The 18,078-nt window shown below is 46.4% G+C and carries 8 protein-coding genes; 1 reads left to right on the top strand and 7 read right to left on the bottom strand.

Annotated features, from left to right (window positions below; genetic code table 11):
• Nucleotides 1–194: 194 nt before the first annotated feature.
• The 7 genes from deoD to BT127_RS01485 form a co-directional block, all read right to left on the bottom strand.
• Nucleotides 195–902 carry a purine-nucleoside phosphorylase gene (gene deoD / locus BT127_RS01515; protein WP_075423268.1) on the bottom strand — a complete coding sequence of 236 codons (708 nt, stop codon included), beginning with the start codon at nucleotides 900–902 and terminating at the stop codon, nucleotides 195–197.
• A 22-nt stretch (nucleotides 903–924) separates the two neighbouring features.
• Entirely contained in the window at nucleotides 925–1,569 is a 645-nt protein-coding gene (locus tag BT127_RS01510) for a CDP-alcohol phosphatidyltransferase family protein (protein ID WP_075423267.1), read from the bottom strand.
• A 399-nt stretch (nucleotides 1,570–1,968) separates the two neighbouring features.
• The gene (locus BT127_RS01505) at nucleotides 1,969–2,775 is read right to left on the bottom strand and encodes an AIM24 family protein (RefSeq protein WP_075423266.1); all 807 of its coding nucleotides are present in this window, start codon (nucleotides 2,773–2,775) and stop codon (nucleotides 1,969–1,971) included.
• Nucleotides 2,776–2,866: 91 nt separating this feature from the next.
• Nucleotides 2,867–5,029 (bottom strand): polyphosphate kinase 1, encoded by a 2,163-nt coding sequence (gene ppk1 / locus BT127_RS01500; RefSeq protein WP_075423265.1) that lies wholly within the window; start codon nucleotides 5,027–5,029, stop codon nucleotides 2,867–2,869.
• 241 nt (nucleotides 5,030–5,270) lie between these two features.
• Nucleotides 5,271–8,159 carry a carbohydrate-binding domain-containing protein gene (locus tag BT127_RS01495; RefSeq protein WP_075423264.1) on the bottom strand — a complete coding sequence of 963 codons (2,889 nt, stop codon included), beginning with the start codon at nucleotides 8,157–8,159 and terminating at the stop codon, nucleotides 5,271–5,273.
• A gap of 273 nt (nucleotides 8,160–8,432) precedes the next feature.
• Nucleotides 8,433–10,484: a glucuronyl esterase domain-containing protein gene (locus BT127_RS01490; RefSeq protein WP_075423263.1), complete on the bottom strand. Its 2,052-nt coding sequence runs from the start codon at nucleotides 10,482–10,484 to the stop codon at nucleotides 8,433–8,435.
• Nucleotides 10,485–10,894: 410 nt separating this feature from the next.
• Entirely contained in the window at nucleotides 10,895–14,785 is a 3,891-nt protein-coding gene (locus BT127_RS01485; RefSeq protein WP_075423262.1) for an endo-1,4-beta-xylanase, read from the bottom strand.
• A 664-nt stretch (nucleotides 14,786–15,449) separates the two neighbouring features.
• On the opposite strand from BT127_RS01485, the gene BT127_RS01480 reads away from it, so the two are divergent.
• Complete coding sequence (locus tag BT127_RS01480; protein WP_075423261.1) at nucleotides 15,450–17,660, top strand: helix-turn-helix domain-containing protein; 2,211 nt, start codon at nucleotides 15,450–15,452, stop codon at nucleotides 17,658–17,660.
• Nucleotides 17,661–18,078: the final 418 nt, after the last annotated feature.

The following is an 18,078-nucleotide window of genomic DNA, read 5'->3' as shown; positions in this document are numbered from 1 at the left end:
TTAAGGCGAAAGTTTTAGGAAGGGAGTTTGAGGGTGACTCCCCGCAGTGCGGGGAGATGTCACGCAGTGACAGAGGGGACCGCCTCCGTCAGAGGAACCCTTTTTCAAAAGGGTTTCCCTCAATATCACGTGTAAAAACTTCTATAAGGGTACCGTCCTTATGAGTCCCCTTATCATTTTATTCAGTTATGCGTTCAAACGTTTATTGCTGCTTCAAGAGCTATCTCCATCATATCACGGAATGTGGTCTGACGCTCCTCGGCAGTTGTGGAAAGTCCTCTCAGGGGACAATCCGATACTGTAAGGATGCAGAGTGCATTTTTTCCTGCTCTTGCGGCATTCATATAGAGTGCAGCCGCTTCCATTTCAATTGCAAGAACGCCCATTTTCTTCCACTCAGCAAGGCTGTCCGCATCGTCATAGAATGTATCACTGGAGAAGATATTTCCAACGTGGAATGTCTTTCCGTGTGCCTCGGCAGCCTTTACCGCAGCCGAAAGCAGTGACCATGATGCAGTTGGAGCATAATCTCCGGGAAGTCGGTACTGACTTGCATATGCGGAATTGGTGCTTGCGCTCATACCGATAACAACGTCCCTGAGCTCTACATTATCAGCTATAGCACCTGCTGTACCTACGCGGATAATATTCTTTACACCGTAGTTATTGAAAAGCTCCCATGAATAAATACCGATAGAAGGCATACCCATGCCGCTTCCCTGTACCGAAACAGGAACGCCCTTGTATTTTCCCGTAAAGCCGAGCATTCCCCTTACTTTATTGTAGCAGACATAGTCCTCAAGGTAGTTTTCTGCAATGAACTGCGCTCTGAGCGGATCTCCCGGCATGAGGACAGTCTCGGCTATATCGCCGACTGCTGCGCTGTTATGTGGTGTAGACATAGTATACCTCCTTTTAGGACAGTCATCTGGTCTTGGTCTTGTAAAGAAGCCATATCAGTTCCAGAACGCCAATGCCTATAAAGCTGAACATCGTCTTTATTCCTGGCTTTTTAAGCTTGAAACGGGTAATAAAGGCGATAGCTATTACGAAAAGTGCCGTGCCATAGACCGCAGGGAACCATTCAGCTCCGATATCCTTATGGAAGCTGTAAACCAGCGGCAGTATCAGTGCAACACTGGTAACAGGAAGTCCCTCGTAGACTTTCCGCACGTCCGATGTTTTCTGCTGACGTTCTTCCTCTGCAACGTTGAAATACGCGAGACGTATTACGGCACATAAGGGGAAGAGTATCAGTACAGGCATATCGCACCACGAATCGAGTCCCACAGAATAGCCGATTATAGAAGGCAGAACGCCGAAACATACTGCATCGCAAAGGGAATCTATCTGTATGCCGAACTTCTTTTCAGCTTCGGACCTGTCCTTTTTGGTACGTGCCACCTTGCCGTCGAACATATCACACAGTCCCGAGACCATAAGACATATCATGGCATATTCGGGATGCGGCTGTCCTCCGCACAATCCGCATGCGAAAAACATTCCGAGAACGGATGAGACAAGGCTCATATATGTCAGAATGACCGTATAGTTGTAAAAACCTATCATTATTTGATCCTCTTTAGTAAAATTGATATTTACTAATCAATGTCTGCTCAACAACTAAAAAATGGCTTATTATAGCTTTTCAAAGCCATTTTTTAGTTGGCAAATCGCAAGAAAAATAATATTAAAGTTTTTTCTTGCACTTTGTTTTGCCCAAAAGGGCAAAATGAGCTTGACATAAAAAATGTAATGCGCAAATTCTTTATATTTCAGAGAATTTGCGCTCCCCGAACAAAGTTCGGGGCAGTAACCGCCTGACGGCGGTTACTGAGTGTACATTAATTATAACACATTTTTTTATCTTTTTCAAGACATTTTTCTTACTTTAATTCAGAAGCCGCCATATCAGTCCATTACAGGCCGATACATTTACCGGCTTTCCGCTGTGAAGTATTATCCCGATTATTTAACAGGTCTTGCAGCCACACTTGCAGCAGCGTTGAGTATGCCGCTTGTAGGTGCAACAGGGCTCATGAGCACCTTTCCCGTACCTCTGTAAACATTAACGAGTCCCTCACCGCTTACAGCCGAGCCTATGAGTGAGCTTCCTGCCTTCTCAACAGTGAAATCAAGCTCTGCGGACCATGCAACTGCCATATTTCCGTCTATCTTCAGCTCGTCGCCGTTGAGCTGTACTTCTATAAGCTCTTCAGCAGGAACAATGCTCTCTAAAGCGACAACACCTGCACCCGAAAGTGAGAGGTTGAACATGCCCTCTCCGCCGAGAACTGCGGAAGAAACGTTCTTTCTTGCGATAACGTTCTGATTTACCGTACCGTCACATGCAAGGAACATGCCGTCCTCTATGACCATACCCTTGCCCCACTTGCTTACGTCCTCAAGGAGGATGTACTTATATGTAGGTTCGAGAACTACGACACCTGTGCCCTTATACTCGGGTTTTACAGCAGATTCCTTTGTAACAGCGCCCTTGAACATCTTGCCCATAAGGTCGCCAACGCCCTTGACTCCTGTAGTTACCTGTATAGCACCCGAAGTCCACTGCATAGCACCTGCCTGTATAACAGCGCTGTTTCCTTTGAGTCCGATAACTACCTGACGTCTGCGGACGCCCATTTTGCTCATAAAGAACTCGTTCTGTGCGGTAAAAGTATTTACGCTGAGGTCCCTTTCATACTCCAGTACCTTGAAGCATCCGAGTGAGTTGATGAATTTGCGGTTGTCATTTTCAAGATTGATGATGTTCATAGTTAATTCCTCTTCCTTTATTTAATATGATACATGTCACACCTTTGAGGTGTGTTCATTTCCGTTGCTTGATGAAACTATGCCAAATAGGTCACTTACTGCTTTTCTTCTTAGCTGATGTCTTCGGAGCTGACTTTTTTCTGCCTGATGCAGGCTTCTTTGCAGTTCTCTTTTCAAGGTTTGTCTTAAGGCGCTCCTGACGAGCCTGACGGTCCGAAAGTCTCTTGTAGGCGTCATCGTAGAGTGCCTCCTGAGAATTCAGCGGAACATCGCTTGCCCTTCTCATTGCCACACGGCTGTAGCTGCCGTCACTGTTCATGACTCTTGCCTTTACATTGTCCGCCATAAGAGTTCTGAACAGCTCACGGATGCGCTTTTTAAGGCGCTCATCCTCTATAGGTGCAGCCACCTCCACACGGCGGATAGTATTCCTGCTCATGTAGTCCGCAGAACCTATATACATCTTCTGAGCCTTGGAATCCTTGCCGAATATGAATATACGGCTGTGTTCAAGGAAACGTCCGACGATGCTTCTTACGGTTATATTCTCGGTGTATCCCTGAACTCCGGGAACGAGACAGCATATGCCTCTTACAACGAGTTCAACTTTCACTCCTACCTGTGATGCCTCCACCAGCTTATCGATTATAGTCCTGTCGCTGAGGGAATTTATCTTTGCAGCAATGTATCCCGAACCGCCCGAACGTGCAATATCTATCTGCTCATCCATAAGTGCGAGAACCTGCGGGCGCAGTGCAAGGGGAGACACAAGAAGTTTTCTTGTATCCTCTACGAATGTGCCGTTCTGAAGCGCTGTGAAAACATCCTCGGCATCGGCAGCGATATCTCTGTCTGCGGTAAGGAGCATAAGGTCCGTATAGAGTGCAGAGGTCTTTTCGTTGTAGTTGCCTGTACCGACCTGTGTTACGTACTCGAATCCGCCGCCTCTTGCCCTTCTTGTTATCAGCAGGAGCTTTGAATGTGCCTTGTAGTCCTTCGGCCCGTATATAACATTGACGCCCGAATTCTGGAGTATCTTGGACCACTCGATATTATTCGCCTCGTCGAATCTCGCACGAAGCTCTATCATTACCAGTACATCCTTGCCGTTTTCGGCAGCAGTACACAATGCGCTTATGACCTTGCTGTTGCGTGCAAGACGGTAAAGGGTTATCTTTATGGAAGTGACCTTCGGATCAACTGCGGATTCCTCCAGCAGTCTGATGAAGGATGTGGTCATGGACTCGAACGGATAGCTGAGGAGTATATCCTTGCTTTTCACCTGTGCGAACACGGACCTTGTATCGCTCAGCATCGCCGACTTCTGCGGAACTCTCTTAACGTAGTGAAGTTCGGGGGAGAGGTCCATTTCCTGAAGCTCGAAGAGATAGGATAAGTCAAGCGGTATATGCGAATGGAACACACGGTCGTTTTTGAGTTTCAGCTTACGGCAGATATAGTCCGTAGCGTCACGGCTGAACTCGTCGAAGACTTCAAGGCGCATAGGTGCAAGCTTTTTGCGCTTTGCCACAAGCTCTTCCATACGTTCGCGGAATTCCGCACCCTTGCCCGATACCATGATATCTGCACTTCTTGTGATGCGTATAAGCGCTCTGTCAAGGACCTTATAGCCCTTGAACATAAGATGAGCGTATTTCAGCACGACCTCTTCTTCGAGTATAAAGCGCTTTCCGCCGTTTCCGAGAGGGATGATACGCTCGCTGTTGTCACGGGTTATGGGGATAACTCCGATAGCTACGCCTTTTTTCGAGGCAAGCTGTACTGCGGCATATATCGCCTTGTTTTTCAGAAACGGGAACGGAAGTGCATCATTTATGACGATACCCGTGATAAAAGGCTTCAACTCGCGCTTGAAATAGAGTTCAAGGAAGCTGAGTTCCTCCGGGGTCGCATTTCCGAAGTTAACGTGTTCGTATCCGACCGCTTTCAGTTCCTGCATATTCTTTGTGAAGGTCTCTTCAACAGCAGGTCTGAGACGGCGGACAGCAGTAAATACGGCGTCAAGCTGCTGAGCGGGAGTCATACCCGTCTTGCTGTCGGGACGCTTGGGGGAATTGACTGCTGCATCCGTCAGAGAACCGACTCTTACCATAAAGAACTCGTCGAGGTTGCTCTGATATATAGCAGAAAACGAGAGTCTTTCAAGCAGTGGGTTACGTTCATCCGCCGCCTCTTCAAGAACACGGCTGTTGAATTTAAGCCATGAAAGCTCCCTGTTTTCGAGGTATTCCATAGTAGTCTCCAATCTGCCTTGCGGCATATTTTATATAAATGTCGCTATGTTTCTCAGACAATTTATACATTTTTATTATATAACTTTTTCCGTCGATTGTCAAGGTTTTTCAACACTATGCAATAGAGTATCCACCCTATTTCAGTCCTGCGTATAAAAAAGCCATAGCACTTCCGATCAGATCAGAAATACTATGGCTTTATAGTTTTTAGAATTGATTATTGATAAAGGTCAGACCTTATCAAAAATTCATTTTGCTGCGGACGATCTCCATTCTCTTTTCAAGGAAATCGTAGATAGAAACATTCTGGCCGCCGAACATGCCGAGAGCATCGCCCCACATGCCGCCCATCATGCCCCAGCCGCCGTTGCCGCCTGCAACGCCGTCTGCGTTTCCGCCGAAGTTCCAGCCGCCCCACTGGTTCCACTGGTTGTTATTACCCTGCTGTCCCCATGGATTCTGCTGCTGTCCCCAAGGATCCTGCTGCTGTCCCCACTGATTGTTATTGTTGTTGCCTGTTGAGAGACCGTTTGCAGACTTTGCTATGTTGGACTCGAACTGGTCTGCTGTAAAGAAGAATCTTGGATCTGCCTTTACGTGATCGCGGATTATAGAAGCATATCTGTTGATAGACTGTCCGGGATCGCTGTACATATTGTAGATAGTCTTTACATAGTCCTTGTACATATCGTAATACTCAGGAACCTGAAGAAGCTTTGCAAGCGGACGGTCAGCAACTGTTACCTGATAGAGTGAAGTTGTAACATCAGATTCAACAGAACCGCCGTTATCCATGAAATTACCCATTGAAAGGTTGTAGTCCCAGCCTACGAAGTAAGCCTTGCCGCCTGTGAACATGAGGTAGTAGTTATGAGCAAGTGTGCCGTTATAGCTGTCGTAGTTGCACATAACCGAGTTTACTGCGAAGCCCTTAAGGAAGCTCGGAACATCGATATAGTCCTCAATGAACGTATAGTTTGTGGATGTAAGCTGATTGATAGCAGTCTTTATGTCGCCGATATGCTGGAAGTTATCATCTGTACCGAACTTGACATCAAAGTTGCTCAGCTCCATATTCTCTGTGAAAGAGCAGTAGCCGTTGTTCTGACCGCCGAAGCCGCCCCAGCCGCCGCCGCCTTGTTTATCGGTAGCCTTGTAGAGAACGGAATCATTATCAACTGCATAGCGCTCTGCAAGAGTATTGCCTGGCTGTTCAGCGAGGAAATAGAAGCTGTAGAGATTGCCGTTGAGGTACATATCTGTGTATGCACATTTAGGTCCAACACCTTCTATCTCATCAAGAGCATCATAGCAGAGAACATCTCTCATGCATGAAGGATCGCCGAACATGTTGTTCATGCAGAATTCTGTAAGACCGTGGTAGTTGTTGAGCTTGTTATACTTATCAAGCTTTATGCGGAGACTGTACTTATCCTTGCCGGACTGTGTTACCATCATACGTGAGCTGTTGCCCTTTGTTCTGATAGCAGCGTTCTCGATCTTTTCGCCGTCGATGACGATATCGCATGGATAGTATTCTTCGCTTTCAGCGTTCTTGATGAGATCCTGCCACTGAGCCTCGCTCATCTGAACGTCTATCTTGTGAACGTTTGTCTTCTCGAAGAGATCGCCGTAGAGAAGCTCTCCGTCCTCTTTGTTGTTAACATCGCTGTACTTTGCGGGAGTGCCTGCCTTGAAGGAATCGCCCTGAGCAGAGCTGCACTGTATTCCGCCTGTGTACAGAGTATAGCCTGCGGACTGATCGAAGCCTGCTGAAGAAACGAGAGCATAGCTGAACTTCTTCGGGTTGTTTGCCTCGAATACAGTATTTCCGCCGCTTGTAAGAGTTATCGGGTTGTTCTTTGACCATTCCTTTACGTAATCCAGAACGATAGTCGGCTGAGTTACGTTAGTGAATGTAGCAAGCTGGTTGTCTGTAGCAGTTGCAAGGAGCTCGCCGCCTGTGATATTAACTTCAAGCTCGCAGGTAAGACCTCTGTCGCCGCAGGCAATAGTATTACCGCCTGAGATGTTGATAGCAGTCTCGCCCTGGATAGCGTCCTTGCCTGACTTGATGTTAATAGTACCGCCCTCGATATCAACATTGCCCTTGGATGACTTGATTCCGTCACCCTCTGCATCGATATTGAGAGTTCCTCCCTTTACTGTTACCGACTTCTTGCCCTTTACAGCGTCGTTGCCGTTTTCAGCATCAAGAGTATTTATTGTTATTACACCGCCTGTGATCTTGATATCATTGTTTGATACAACAGCGGTCTGATAGTTTGCGTTTATTTCGAGTTTACCTGTACCCTGATCGCCGCCCTTGATAGTAAGGTCGTCCTTAGCTTCGATAACAGCGGTATCAAGGAAGTCTCCGGCGTAAGCTGTTTCACCGTCGGAGAGGAAGTTTTCTGTGCCGTCCTCAAGGGTTATGGAAGTCTTATCCGCATTCTTTATGAATACAGCAGGAGCAGACTTGCCTGTGATCTTAACGCCCTTGAATATCAGCTTAACTGTACCCGGATCAGCATTCTCGTCGGGAACTTCAACATAGATCTGTCCGTCATCGAGAGTACCGTCGATATAGTAGCTTCCCGAGTGGCTGATAGTTACCTTTGAACCGTTAGCCTCTGCGTACTTGCCTTCTACGGATACAGAATTATTTTTCAGGTGGATATAGGTCTCAATGTCCTCAACAGGAACAGGAGCAGCAGTTGGTGCCTCTGTAGGAGCTTCAGTCGGAGCCTCTGTAGGAGCTGCTGTAGGAGCTTCTGTTACAGGCTGAACTGAACCATGACTGCCTTCCTGCCATGATTCAGGAAGTGAAGCTAAAACCTTTGCATCGAGCTTCTGGATGGAAAGAGCGTCCATAGCGGTAACGCCGTCGCCTCTGTTATAAACATCGGCATTATCCAGAGCCTGAGGTGAAAGATCGTATTTCTTTGAATTTGCAACATACTGAAGTATTGAAAGCGCATCGGCGATAGTTACATCACCGTCAAGAGAAGCGTCGCCATAAACAGTTTCCGCAGCCTGTGCAGACATTGATACAGCAGACGAAGCAGAGATAAGCATGCAGGCAGCAAATAAACCCGCACCCAATTTACCTGCCAGATGATTTTTCATAATGACCAGACTCCTTTACAATAAGATGAAGTATAGGGTATTAATACTTAGCTTAATCATAAAGTCCATACCTTAAAACAATCTTAAAATAATCTTAATGTTTTTAAGTGTTAACATACTGTTAATTTAGTTCTGTTAACTTTTTTAAGCAGGCGTGAGAATAGTCCCTTAAATAGCTGATATAGCCCTTCGATCGCATTTACAAAACCGAACAGTTTTTACAGCACCGCACCTCCCCCCAGAGATGCGGCGCCGCTTTTATTCAGTTGTTTCTCAATACAGCCACTTATTCGCGAACGTATCGAAGAAAGGATCCTTATTCTTTGGAAGATCAAATACTGATGTCTGGAGCTGTCCGAGATCCATAGTCGGCTGTATTCCGTATACATGATAATCGAAATACTGGACCATATACTTAACGTCCTCTTCTATGACAGCGTGACCTTCCTTATGTATATTGATCGCAATATGATCACTGAGATCGAGATAGTCGAATACATGCTTTGTTCCGAGATAGCTTGCCCACATTGACGGAGCGTTTACCCAGTCCTCACTTACGCATGAGCCTATGATGAACAGGTATCTGTTCGGATCTGCAACGAGTGAGCCCAGCATATGCTGATCCATAGGTATCTGGTTTGCGTTTCTGAATTCAAGGAAGCGGTTGTTGAACCAGCCTCTTTCATCCATGGACTGTAAGCTTCCGAGGGGTTCGTTCTGTCCGTATCTGTAGCTTGAAGAAGCGCCCTTTGATGAGAAGTCGTAGGTCTTGCCCTCAGACATATAGCGGTAAAGTGCCAGTCCTCCCGCACCTGAGCAGGAAGGAGCTACCATCTTGAATCTGGTATCGAAAGCACCGCATACAGCAGTAGCCTTGCCCCAGCGTGAAACGCCCGTAACGATAGAGCTGTCGGGATTAATGTTCAGTTCCTCGCCTGCACCAGCATAGAGAGCATCAAGTATCTTGCTGCATCCCCATGACCAGCCAAGCAGTGCGCCTGTCTGTTCATCCCAGTTGTTTCCGTAAGGATAGAGGGTATAGAATGCGCCCTGATGAGCTGTATTATCCGATGCTACAGGGTTTGAGAAGATACCTGCATCAATGGTTATAACGGCATAGCCGAGTCCCTTTGCAGTGCTCTCGGATATTCCTGTATGCATACCTACGATTACAGGAGCGCCGCCCTCATGTCTTACCTTGTTAGGACGTGTGATCTTTGCAGGGAATGACGCAGATTTACCTGTACTCAGGCGTTTTACGGTAATTGTCATGGTATCGCCGCTTATCTTGTAGGATACCTCTTCATCAGAACCGTCGCGGTACATTCCGTACATATAGTATTCGTACATACATCTCAGCTCGCTGGCACGTCTGTACCAGTCTTCCTGAGATTCTACCTTAGAACCGTCCATGAAAATGAACGGATCAGGTATATCGCTCTTGGATTGCAGTGAACCGACAGACGGGAAGTCGTAAGACTTCGGATAATCCTGCGGTTCAGGTATTGCAGGCTTTGGAAGCTCGGGGAATTCCTCGATAGCGCCTCCTGAGAAATCAGCAACATAATTTATATCTTCTGCCGTGATCTCGCCGTCTCCGTTGATATCAGCCTGCTTTAAAAGTGATTTTTCCTGTGATCCGATCTGGATAGTCTGACGCATAAGAACGACGTCAAAAACGTTTATAACGCCGTCTTCGTTAAGATCGCCTCTTATATTTTTTACTGTTGGTTTTGTTGACGGTGTGGCAGGAGTTGACGGCTTTGAAGATGCCGAACCCTTTATCACAATATCATCTGCATAGAAATTTACAAGGCTGTCGGGAGCTTCGATATAGACCTGAAGGTCCGATGCTCCTGACGGGATCGTATAGCTGCTGTTTGCGAGTGTTATCCACTCACCCTTTGATGCCGATTCCAGAGCTATCTGATCATACGATGTAACACCGCTCGCGTCGGAATACTGCAATGTAAGCTTGAAGTTTTCTGAAGCCGCACCCTCCCGGTACATAACATGGGCTTCAAAGCTATAGGTATTCCCTGCAGAGAAAGATGGACCCAGCGATTTTGTAACGCCGTTCCATTCCGCAGCGCGGTCGGTAACATAAATAGATGAATTACCGCTGTTTGCGTAGTCTTTGGTGACAGCTGCCGATGCCGAACCGCGTCCGGTCCAGCCGTCTGCGCCGCTTTCAAAGCCGCTTTCCAACAAAGTAACGATCTCGTTTTCGTCGGCTGCCAGACCACTGCCTACTACTGAACTGCCGAGACTTGATGCCGTCACGGCCGCCGCTAATAACAGCGACGAGAATTTTATGGACTTCATTATTAATCCCTCCGTACTCCGCCCTTTATACACCTGAAAGCTCCCCCTTATGAAACTGACAGGCAAAAGAACGGATTCTATACTTATTCCATAATATTCTGTTCGGCTATGTAGCGATCGTGGCTATATTCCAATTAAAATATAACGCAAATTATCCAAATTGTAAAGTAACTGTGAATAACTCCACAATTTTTGATTAGCAATCCGCAAGATTTGGTGCAAATTGTGCAAAAATCACAAAAAATGCATAATTTAAGTATCCTTTAAAGTAGATGCCTTCTCCGCAAATGCTGATATATCGCTAATTTTTGGGAAAAATCAATGTTCTGTATAAAACGGAAGCGGCTGTCAAATGACAGCCGCCTTATGAGGGATGATATATAAGGAATATGCTTTATCAATTATGGAGCTCAGCCAATGCTCCAGCTATCGAGCTCTGCGTTGCCGCTTGCTACGAAATAGAGATCCTTCTGTCCGCTTACTGAGCCGACTGTGGATACTGTGATATCGTCCATGCTGCTGCCGAGTTCTACATAACCCAGAACGTCGCCTGTAGGACTGCCTACGCAAACCTTTATAGCGCCGCTGCCTGAAGCTCTGAGTGTGATAGTATCTGCACCCTTGCTGAAGTTTACTCCGCTGACCTTGATCCAGCTTCCTGCCTTCATTGAAACAGTTGTGTTGCCGAGTCCGTTGACCTTGATATCGTTGGACTGGTTAGACATTGTCTCTGCCTGTACAGTTTCGTATGGATTGAGGCTCTCAAGCTGGCTTACGCCGTTCTGTGAACCGCTGCATGTGATCTTTCCGTTGTTTAAAGTTGCCTTATCGATACAGGGTGATCTGTAGTTAAGGCCCTTGCCGCCATTAACGCCCATACGCATTTCAAGCTGACGTGAGTGATAAAGTACGTAGTAGTTGCCCTTGAATTCGATAATCGAGTGGTGGTTGTTACCGCCGTTATCGAGTCTCTGTGAGCCTGTGTTCTTGAATACAACGCCCTGATACTGGTAACCCTTAAGAGGATCTGTTGATGTCATGTAACCGATATCAGCATTGCCGAATGAATTGCCGTTTACATTTGCACCGCCCGGAACATTCCAGTTGTGGCAGAATGAATAGTACCATGTGCTGCCGATCTTTATCATGCTTGAGTCTTCAAAGAGGTAAGGTGTGCCGGGATCGATAGGTGTACCTACGATAGATATCATGTCACTGCCAAGCTTAGCGATACGTCCCTGCTTTGTATTAGCAGCCTGTCCTTCCGGAACACCGCCGCCGTATGCAATGATACCTGTATCTGTGTCAGGATCATAGTAAACGCCGGGATCGAAGAGCCATGTTACGTTACTGTTAGGTGTGCTTCTTGAAATAAGCTCGTGACCAAGAGGATCCTTTACATTCTTGCTGAATGTCGGATCATCAGCAGTTATAACGCCGATACCTGAACCGTTGTTTGCGAAGTAAAGGAAGAACTTGTCCTGTCCGTTTATCTTCTTCCATGCAGCATCAGGAGCCCATGCGTTATTAGCCCATCTTGCTATAGGAGTGCCGTTTACTCTTGTCTTTGCAACAGGGATCTGACCGTGGTCAGTCCAGTTTACAAGGTCTGCTGTTGATAAAACGTTGATATAGCCTGAAGAATAGTCATTCTCGATCATCTGATTATTCTTGTATGCGAATTCATCAGCTGTTGTATAAACGTAAAGTCTTCCGTCGTATACGAGCCAGCCGGGATCAGCGCCGAAACGCTGTGTATAGATCGGATTGTTCTCTCCGTCCTTCTTATAGCTTGAACCTATCTTAACATTTTTGAAAAGTGATTCCATAAGTGATGTATCAACTGCCTTTGCTGAAACAGGGAATTCCTTTATCTTGTTAACGAGGTATTCGTTAAGGAGTACCACGTCATTCATCTCGAAAGTACCGCTCTGATCGACGTCAGCAGCCTTCTTGGTGTCGGAATCGCTTATGCCGTCAACGATGCCCTTACGAGCGAGAGGCATATCAAGTGCAGTGATCTTGCCATCGAAGTTGATGTCGCCTCTGATGAGCTTGCCTGAAGGTACGGGATCATTGCCCTGTGAAGGGATCTCTACAGGATCAGGACCGAGGATGCCTGTGCCTGCTACAGCACCGATAACTTCATCAACGTAGAATGAAGTGAGTGAATCCTCTGTCTCAACGTAGATCTGCATATTGGATGCGTCTGAAGGGATCTTGTAGTTTGTATTTGCAAGCTGTACCCACTCGCCTTTAACGCCTGTAGCTGTAGCTATCTTGTCATAATGAGGCTCTCCGTCAGAACCGTCATACTGAAGTGTAAGGTGGAATGTATCTGTAGCATCACCTGTAAGGTATGATACACATGCGCTGAAGCTGTACTCCTCGCCGGGCTTGAAAGCACGGGTATTGAGTGTGTAAGAAGCGCCGTTCCATGAAGCTTCACGGTCAGAAACATAAAGTGAGTTGCTTCCTACGAATGCTGTATCGCTGCTGGACTTTACCGAGTCTGCGCCGCGTGTTGTGAAGCCGTCCTCTGTGCCCTCGAATCCGCACTGGAAGTACCAGCCGTACTGGTTAGGCTCAACAGGTGTGGCTGTTGCACTGCCGATGTTAGGGTTCTTGCCGTCGCCCCACTCACTGTCGGGTACGAGCGAAGCAATAGCGGTATATGCAGCCTTTGCCTGGTTGTTCTTATCGTAAAGAAGCGGATCGTTGCTTTTTCCAGTTGCCTTGTCGGTACCTACCCATGAGTTAGCATCGTTAGGTCCCCAGATCTGCATAAGTGTTACCTTGTTGCCGTTCGGGTGGTTCTCGTTCCACTCCATAGCATGCTGGAAGATAGCCTTATACTTTGTAGCCTGATCCTGTAACGAGAACTTTCCGCCCTCAGTAGAGATATCGAGCTCTGTTACCTGAACATCGATGCCGAGGTTGAGGTATTTGTCCATAGCCTTGAGGTATGAATTTGTATCGCCCCATGCGTTGCTTGCAGCAGCGCTGATGTGGGACTGCATTCCCATTCCGTCCAGAACGCCCTTAGCGCTGAGCGGCTTGAGGATAGTATTTATAATGCAGTTCTGCTTGCCTTCTGCGAACTCGTTATAGTCATTGTAGTAAAGCTTGCATCCGTCGGGAGCGTACTGTCTTGCGTAAGTGAAAGCCTTCTCGATGAAGCTGTTGTCGCCGTAGACCTGAACCCAGCCTGACTTTCCGCCCTGTCCCTGAACATTATTGTCGCCGGGCTCTCTTGCGCCGCCGTAGTTTGCCTGACGGTTTCCGTCATCTGAAACGCACTCGTTGCAGACATCGTATGCGAATAATTCAAGTGAAGGATACTGGCTCTCGAAAGCTGCGAACATGTTCTTGATGTAGCTTTCCATACGTTTGTCCATGGTGCTCTTGCTTACCCATGCGCCGTTGGAATTGAAGCCTTCCTTGAAGAACTGAACAGGAGTCTGGCTGTGCCATACGAAAGTATGACCTCTGAAGCCGATGCCGTTCTTTGCAGCGAAATCGGCAATAGCAGAACATCTGCTGAGTGATACCTTTACATTTGTATCTGTAGAGCCGTCGAAAACGAGTGTAGCGTCAGGCTTTGTCTCGTTCTCGCACTCGATAACGTTGCAGTCCTTTGTGATATTTGCCTTGATTCCCGAATCATTTACAGTACCGCCGTTGAGGATATTACCAACACGGAAGTAGTTAGCGAATTCGTCCTTAAGTCCCTTGCCTGAAGGAATAGCATAGACATCTGCTGCCGACTTTTTGGTAGTTACCTTAACTTCATCGAAGCTGAAATCATCAGTCGAATCATTGGTAAGAGTCAGCATATACTCGTATGTTCCCTCGGGAGCCTTATAATCTGCGGAAAGCTCGGTCCACTGGCCGCCCTTTACCTTCTTTTCTGCAAGCTCAACAACTGTTTCCTTATCGGTCTTTGCATCGATATAAAGAAGTGTGAGCTTGAATGTACTGTCCTTCTCGCTGAACACCTGCATTGAGTAGTCATACTTTACTCCGCCTGTCAGGTAAAATCCCTTTGAAGAAGCAGCACCGTCCTCTGTGGAGGTACGTCCTGTGACCTTCATGCCTCTTGAAGCGCCGAAACCGCCGTTATCCTCGGCAGTGAGCACGATAGAATCGTCCGTACCGTGCCAGCCGTCGTAGTTTACCTCGAAGCTGTCGTAAACAACTTCAGCAGCGTAAGTCGGAGCTGCAAGCTGTGGGAAAGCCGCCATAGCACCTGCACAGCAGGTAAGCGACGTTAGTGCCGCAAGCATTTTTTTCATTTTCATAAACTGATCATCTCCTCATTAGATCTTAACATTGATTACCCTATTTGTCCTTTTGAATAAATCACTATAACGTCCGATCATTTATTCTGACTATATTATACAACGCTAAAACGAGAGTTTTCAACCCACAATTTGCAGATTTAGTGCAAAAAATGCAGATTAACCTATTGATTTTTGAATTTTCTATGTTATAATAAAGGTGTAATCAATAACCGCAATCAGGCGGTTATTGCCCCGAACTATGTTCGGGAAAGCGCAAATTCTTCATAAAATAGTGAATTTGCGCGTCACATTTCTTTATGTCAGGCTCATTTTGCCCTTTCGGGCAAAACAAAGTGCAAGAAAAAAACTTCTATATAATAATTTTTCTTGCACTTTGGCACCTTAAAATCGGATATCTACAGCTTGTATTATCCGATTTTAAGGTGTTGAGCAGACATTAATAAAGGTGTGATCAATAACCGCAATCAGGCGGTTATTGCCCCGAACTATGTTCGGGAAAGCGTAAATTCTTCATAAAATAGTGAATTTGCGCGTCACATTTCTTTATGTCAGGCAGACATTAATAAGGGTAAGGGAAAATAATGATCATCCGTCAGGGCGGCTTACGGCACTGTTTCAGCCGCATTAAACATCCGCCTGCGGAACACAAAAGGAGATAATCATGAATGGCAACGATCGTCCGCTCATAGGCGTCATTACCGCCAGAGCATCTCAGAGTGAACAGCGGCAGCTTCTGAAAGGCATACTTTCAAAAGCCGAAGAATTGGGTATGGATACCGCTGTATTTTCAAACGTATATAATTTCGTAGAGTATTTCGCAGACGTCGACGTTGAAAACAAGATATACGAGCTTGTCAAATCCGAACGTCTCGATGGGATAATCCTCGCCTCGGAATCGCTTATCTATCCGGACCTCAGAAAGAATATCTACAACTATTTCAGCGAAATGGATATCCCCATCGTCATAATAGATGCGGAGGTCGAAGGATACACCTGCATAAACAGTGATGTAAAACGTGATTTCAGCGATATCGCTCGTCATCTCACTGACGTTCACGGCTTTACCGATATCGATATCATTACAGGTCCCGATATGTACGAGACCTCGCTCCTGCGTGTTGCAGGAGTAAAGCAGGTAATGGACGAAAGAGGCATCCCCTTCGGCGAGGGAAACGTCATCTACGGCAATTTCTGGATAAATACAGGCGAAGACCTTGCCGTTGATTACATAAGCGGCAAGCGCCGAATCCCTCAGGCTGTTATCTGCGCCAACGACTACATGGCTTTCGGACTTCTTGACAAACTTTTCGATAACGATATAACTCCGCCCGACGATATTACAGTCATCGGATATGAGCACGTCGGAGAAAGGATATACCACTCCCCCGTGCTGACTACTTATCAGCGCACACGTTCGGCTATAGGCGCAAAAGCCGCCGCACTCATCTATTCGGAGATAACGGGTGCTCCTCCCCAGGACATCGATATTTCGGGATATATGATATGCGGTGATACCTGCTCCTGCGGTGTGGACAAAAAATACCTCCGCGAGGAATTTGTCGAAGTAAGACAGATACAGTTCTACAACGATATGAACTTCTGCGGCAATTTTGAACAGCAGTCCGCTGCCTGCCGCTCACTTTCGGACTATATCCGAACACTTCAGGAGTTCTCCTATTTAATAAGGAACGTTTCGGGAGTGTATCTCTGCCTTTACGAGAACTGGTGCAACAGAACGGGAAAAGATTCCATACATGAATGTACTAATAACGAACCGATGATATGCTACCGTATAATAAGTCCCGAACAGGCAACAAGCGATCCTAAGTTCTTCATAAGAGGTCAGCTCTTCCCGCCCGAACTTCCGGGTGCAGGTGATAAAAAGTTCCTGTTCTTCATACCTATGTTTTCAGAGGGAAAAGAGTACGGGCATTTCATTTTGCAGTATACAACTCCCGATACCTACGATGCTGTAATGATAGACTGGCTTAAAATAGCCGTAAATGCATTGCAGGTGCTTCGTATGAAGAACGATATCAACACTCTTCTCGAGTGCAGCAGTCTCTCGGAATATCACGATTCTGCTACAGGACTCTATAATAAGCGCGGTTTCGAGAACGAACTCGCAAGCACCTCAAAAGCTCTCAGCAAACAGGAAAATATACTTCTTATAATGGTGCGGACGGGTGTTTACTCCGATGACAGCCGCATAGACGAAAAAAATCTCTCCGTAAGGCTGGATATCGAGATATCCGAGTGTCTTAAGCGCCTCGCCGCCGATATAAACGGATTTTGTGGAAAGATCTCGGATAAGCTGTACGTTGTCGCAGCTTCAGGCGAATTTACCGAAGAAGAAGCTGACCTCATCGTGGATAAGCTGAATGTTATAATCTCACATTCACCGCTCTACAGTCAGGAACGAGGCCTTGATACGCTGTTCATGGGTTCAAGGATACTCTCGGAAGGCTCCAATAACGATGAGTGCATATTAACGCTCAGCGAAGAAATAAATACTAAGATAAAGGAGCTTTCCGAGGAACGCCGTCACGCATATTATAATGACTATTTAAAGGTAAGGAACTCTATGTACAGCGATCCCGGAAACGAATGGGATGCTCAGAAAACCTGCCGTGATTTCCGACTGAGTTACGGTCATTTCCGTGCTACCTACAAGGATATCTTCGGCATAAGCTTCCACCAGGACCTTATAAGAAGCCGTATCTCTATGGCAAAATACCTCCTCCTCACCACAAGTCTCAGCCTCCCCGCTATCGCATTCAAGTGCGGCTACGAGGATGACAAATACTTCATGCGGCAGTTCAGACAGTTCACTGGTACCACTCCCAACAGCTACAGAAACAGTTCCGTGTGACCTTTTTGCATACCGAATAACCGGTTTCACCGACCGTTCCCCCGAAAACCCGTTTTCACCTACCGTTTAACGGAAAACTATTGTGTTTTTTTGACATCATGCTATAATAGAATCATGAGGTGAGCACAAAGAAAGAAAACACCTCAGAAATTCCTTTTCTAAGGTATCTCAGCCGAACCGTCAAGCGCGCGTAGTATGGTAAAGCTTTGATATAAATACATTAAAACAAATTTATATTTAAAATGGAGGAAATCATAATGAACACTAATTTTACAGAACTTTCAATGAATGAGATCGAAGCTATCGAGGGTGGTAGATGGTACGTTAGAGTTGCTGGTGCTGCTCTCTTTGTTGCTGGCGTTGTAAGCACATTCTACGGCAATCCTATGGGCCCTGATGCTGCTGCACTTGGTGCATA

The organism is Ruminococcus sp. XPD3002 (genome assembly GCA_900119535.1).
In the GTDB taxonomy this organism is placed as follows: Bacteria; Bacillota; Clostridia; order Oscillospirales; family Ruminococcaceae; genus Ruminococcus; species Ruminococcus flavefaciens_H.
Note: the sequence above shows the minus strand (reverse complement) of the source record. Positions and strands in the feature narration are given on the sequence as shown.

What these genes read in the sequence shown, in the direction of transcription:
- deoD (WP_075423268.1), bottom strand. Translation starts at nt 902, where the DNA reads ATGTCTACACCACATAACAGCGCAGCAGTCGGCGATATAGCCGAGACT.
- BT127_RS01510 (WP_075423267.1), bottom strand. Translation starts at nt 1,569, where the DNA reads ATGATAGGTTTTTACAACTATACGGTCATTCTGACATATATGAGCCTT.
- BT127_RS01505 (WP_075423266.1), bottom strand. Translation starts at nt 2,775, where the DNA reads ATGAACATCATCAATCTTGAAAATGACAACCGCAAATTCATCAACTCA.
- ppk1 (WP_075423265.1), bottom strand. Translation starts at nt 5,029, where the DNA reads ATGGAATACCTCGAAAACAGGGAGCTTTCATGGCTTAAATTCAACAGC.
- BT127_RS01495 (WP_075423264.1), bottom strand. Translation starts at nt 8,159, where the DNA reads ATGAAAAATCATCTGGCAGGTAAATTGGGTGCGGGTTTATTTGCTGCC.
- BT127_RS01490 (WP_075423263.1), bottom strand. Translation starts at nt 10,484, where the DNA reads ATGAAGTCCATAAAATTCTCGTCGCTGTTATTAGCGGCGGCCGTGACG.
- BT127_RS01485 (WP_075423262.1), bottom strand. Translation starts at nt 14,785, where the DNA reads ATGAAAATGAAAAAAATGCTTGCGGCACTAACGTCGCTTACCTGCTGT.
- BT127_RS01480 (WP_075423261.1), top strand. Translation starts at nt 15,450, where the DNA reads ATGAATGGCAACGATCGTCCGCTCATAGGCGTCATTACCGCCAGAGCA.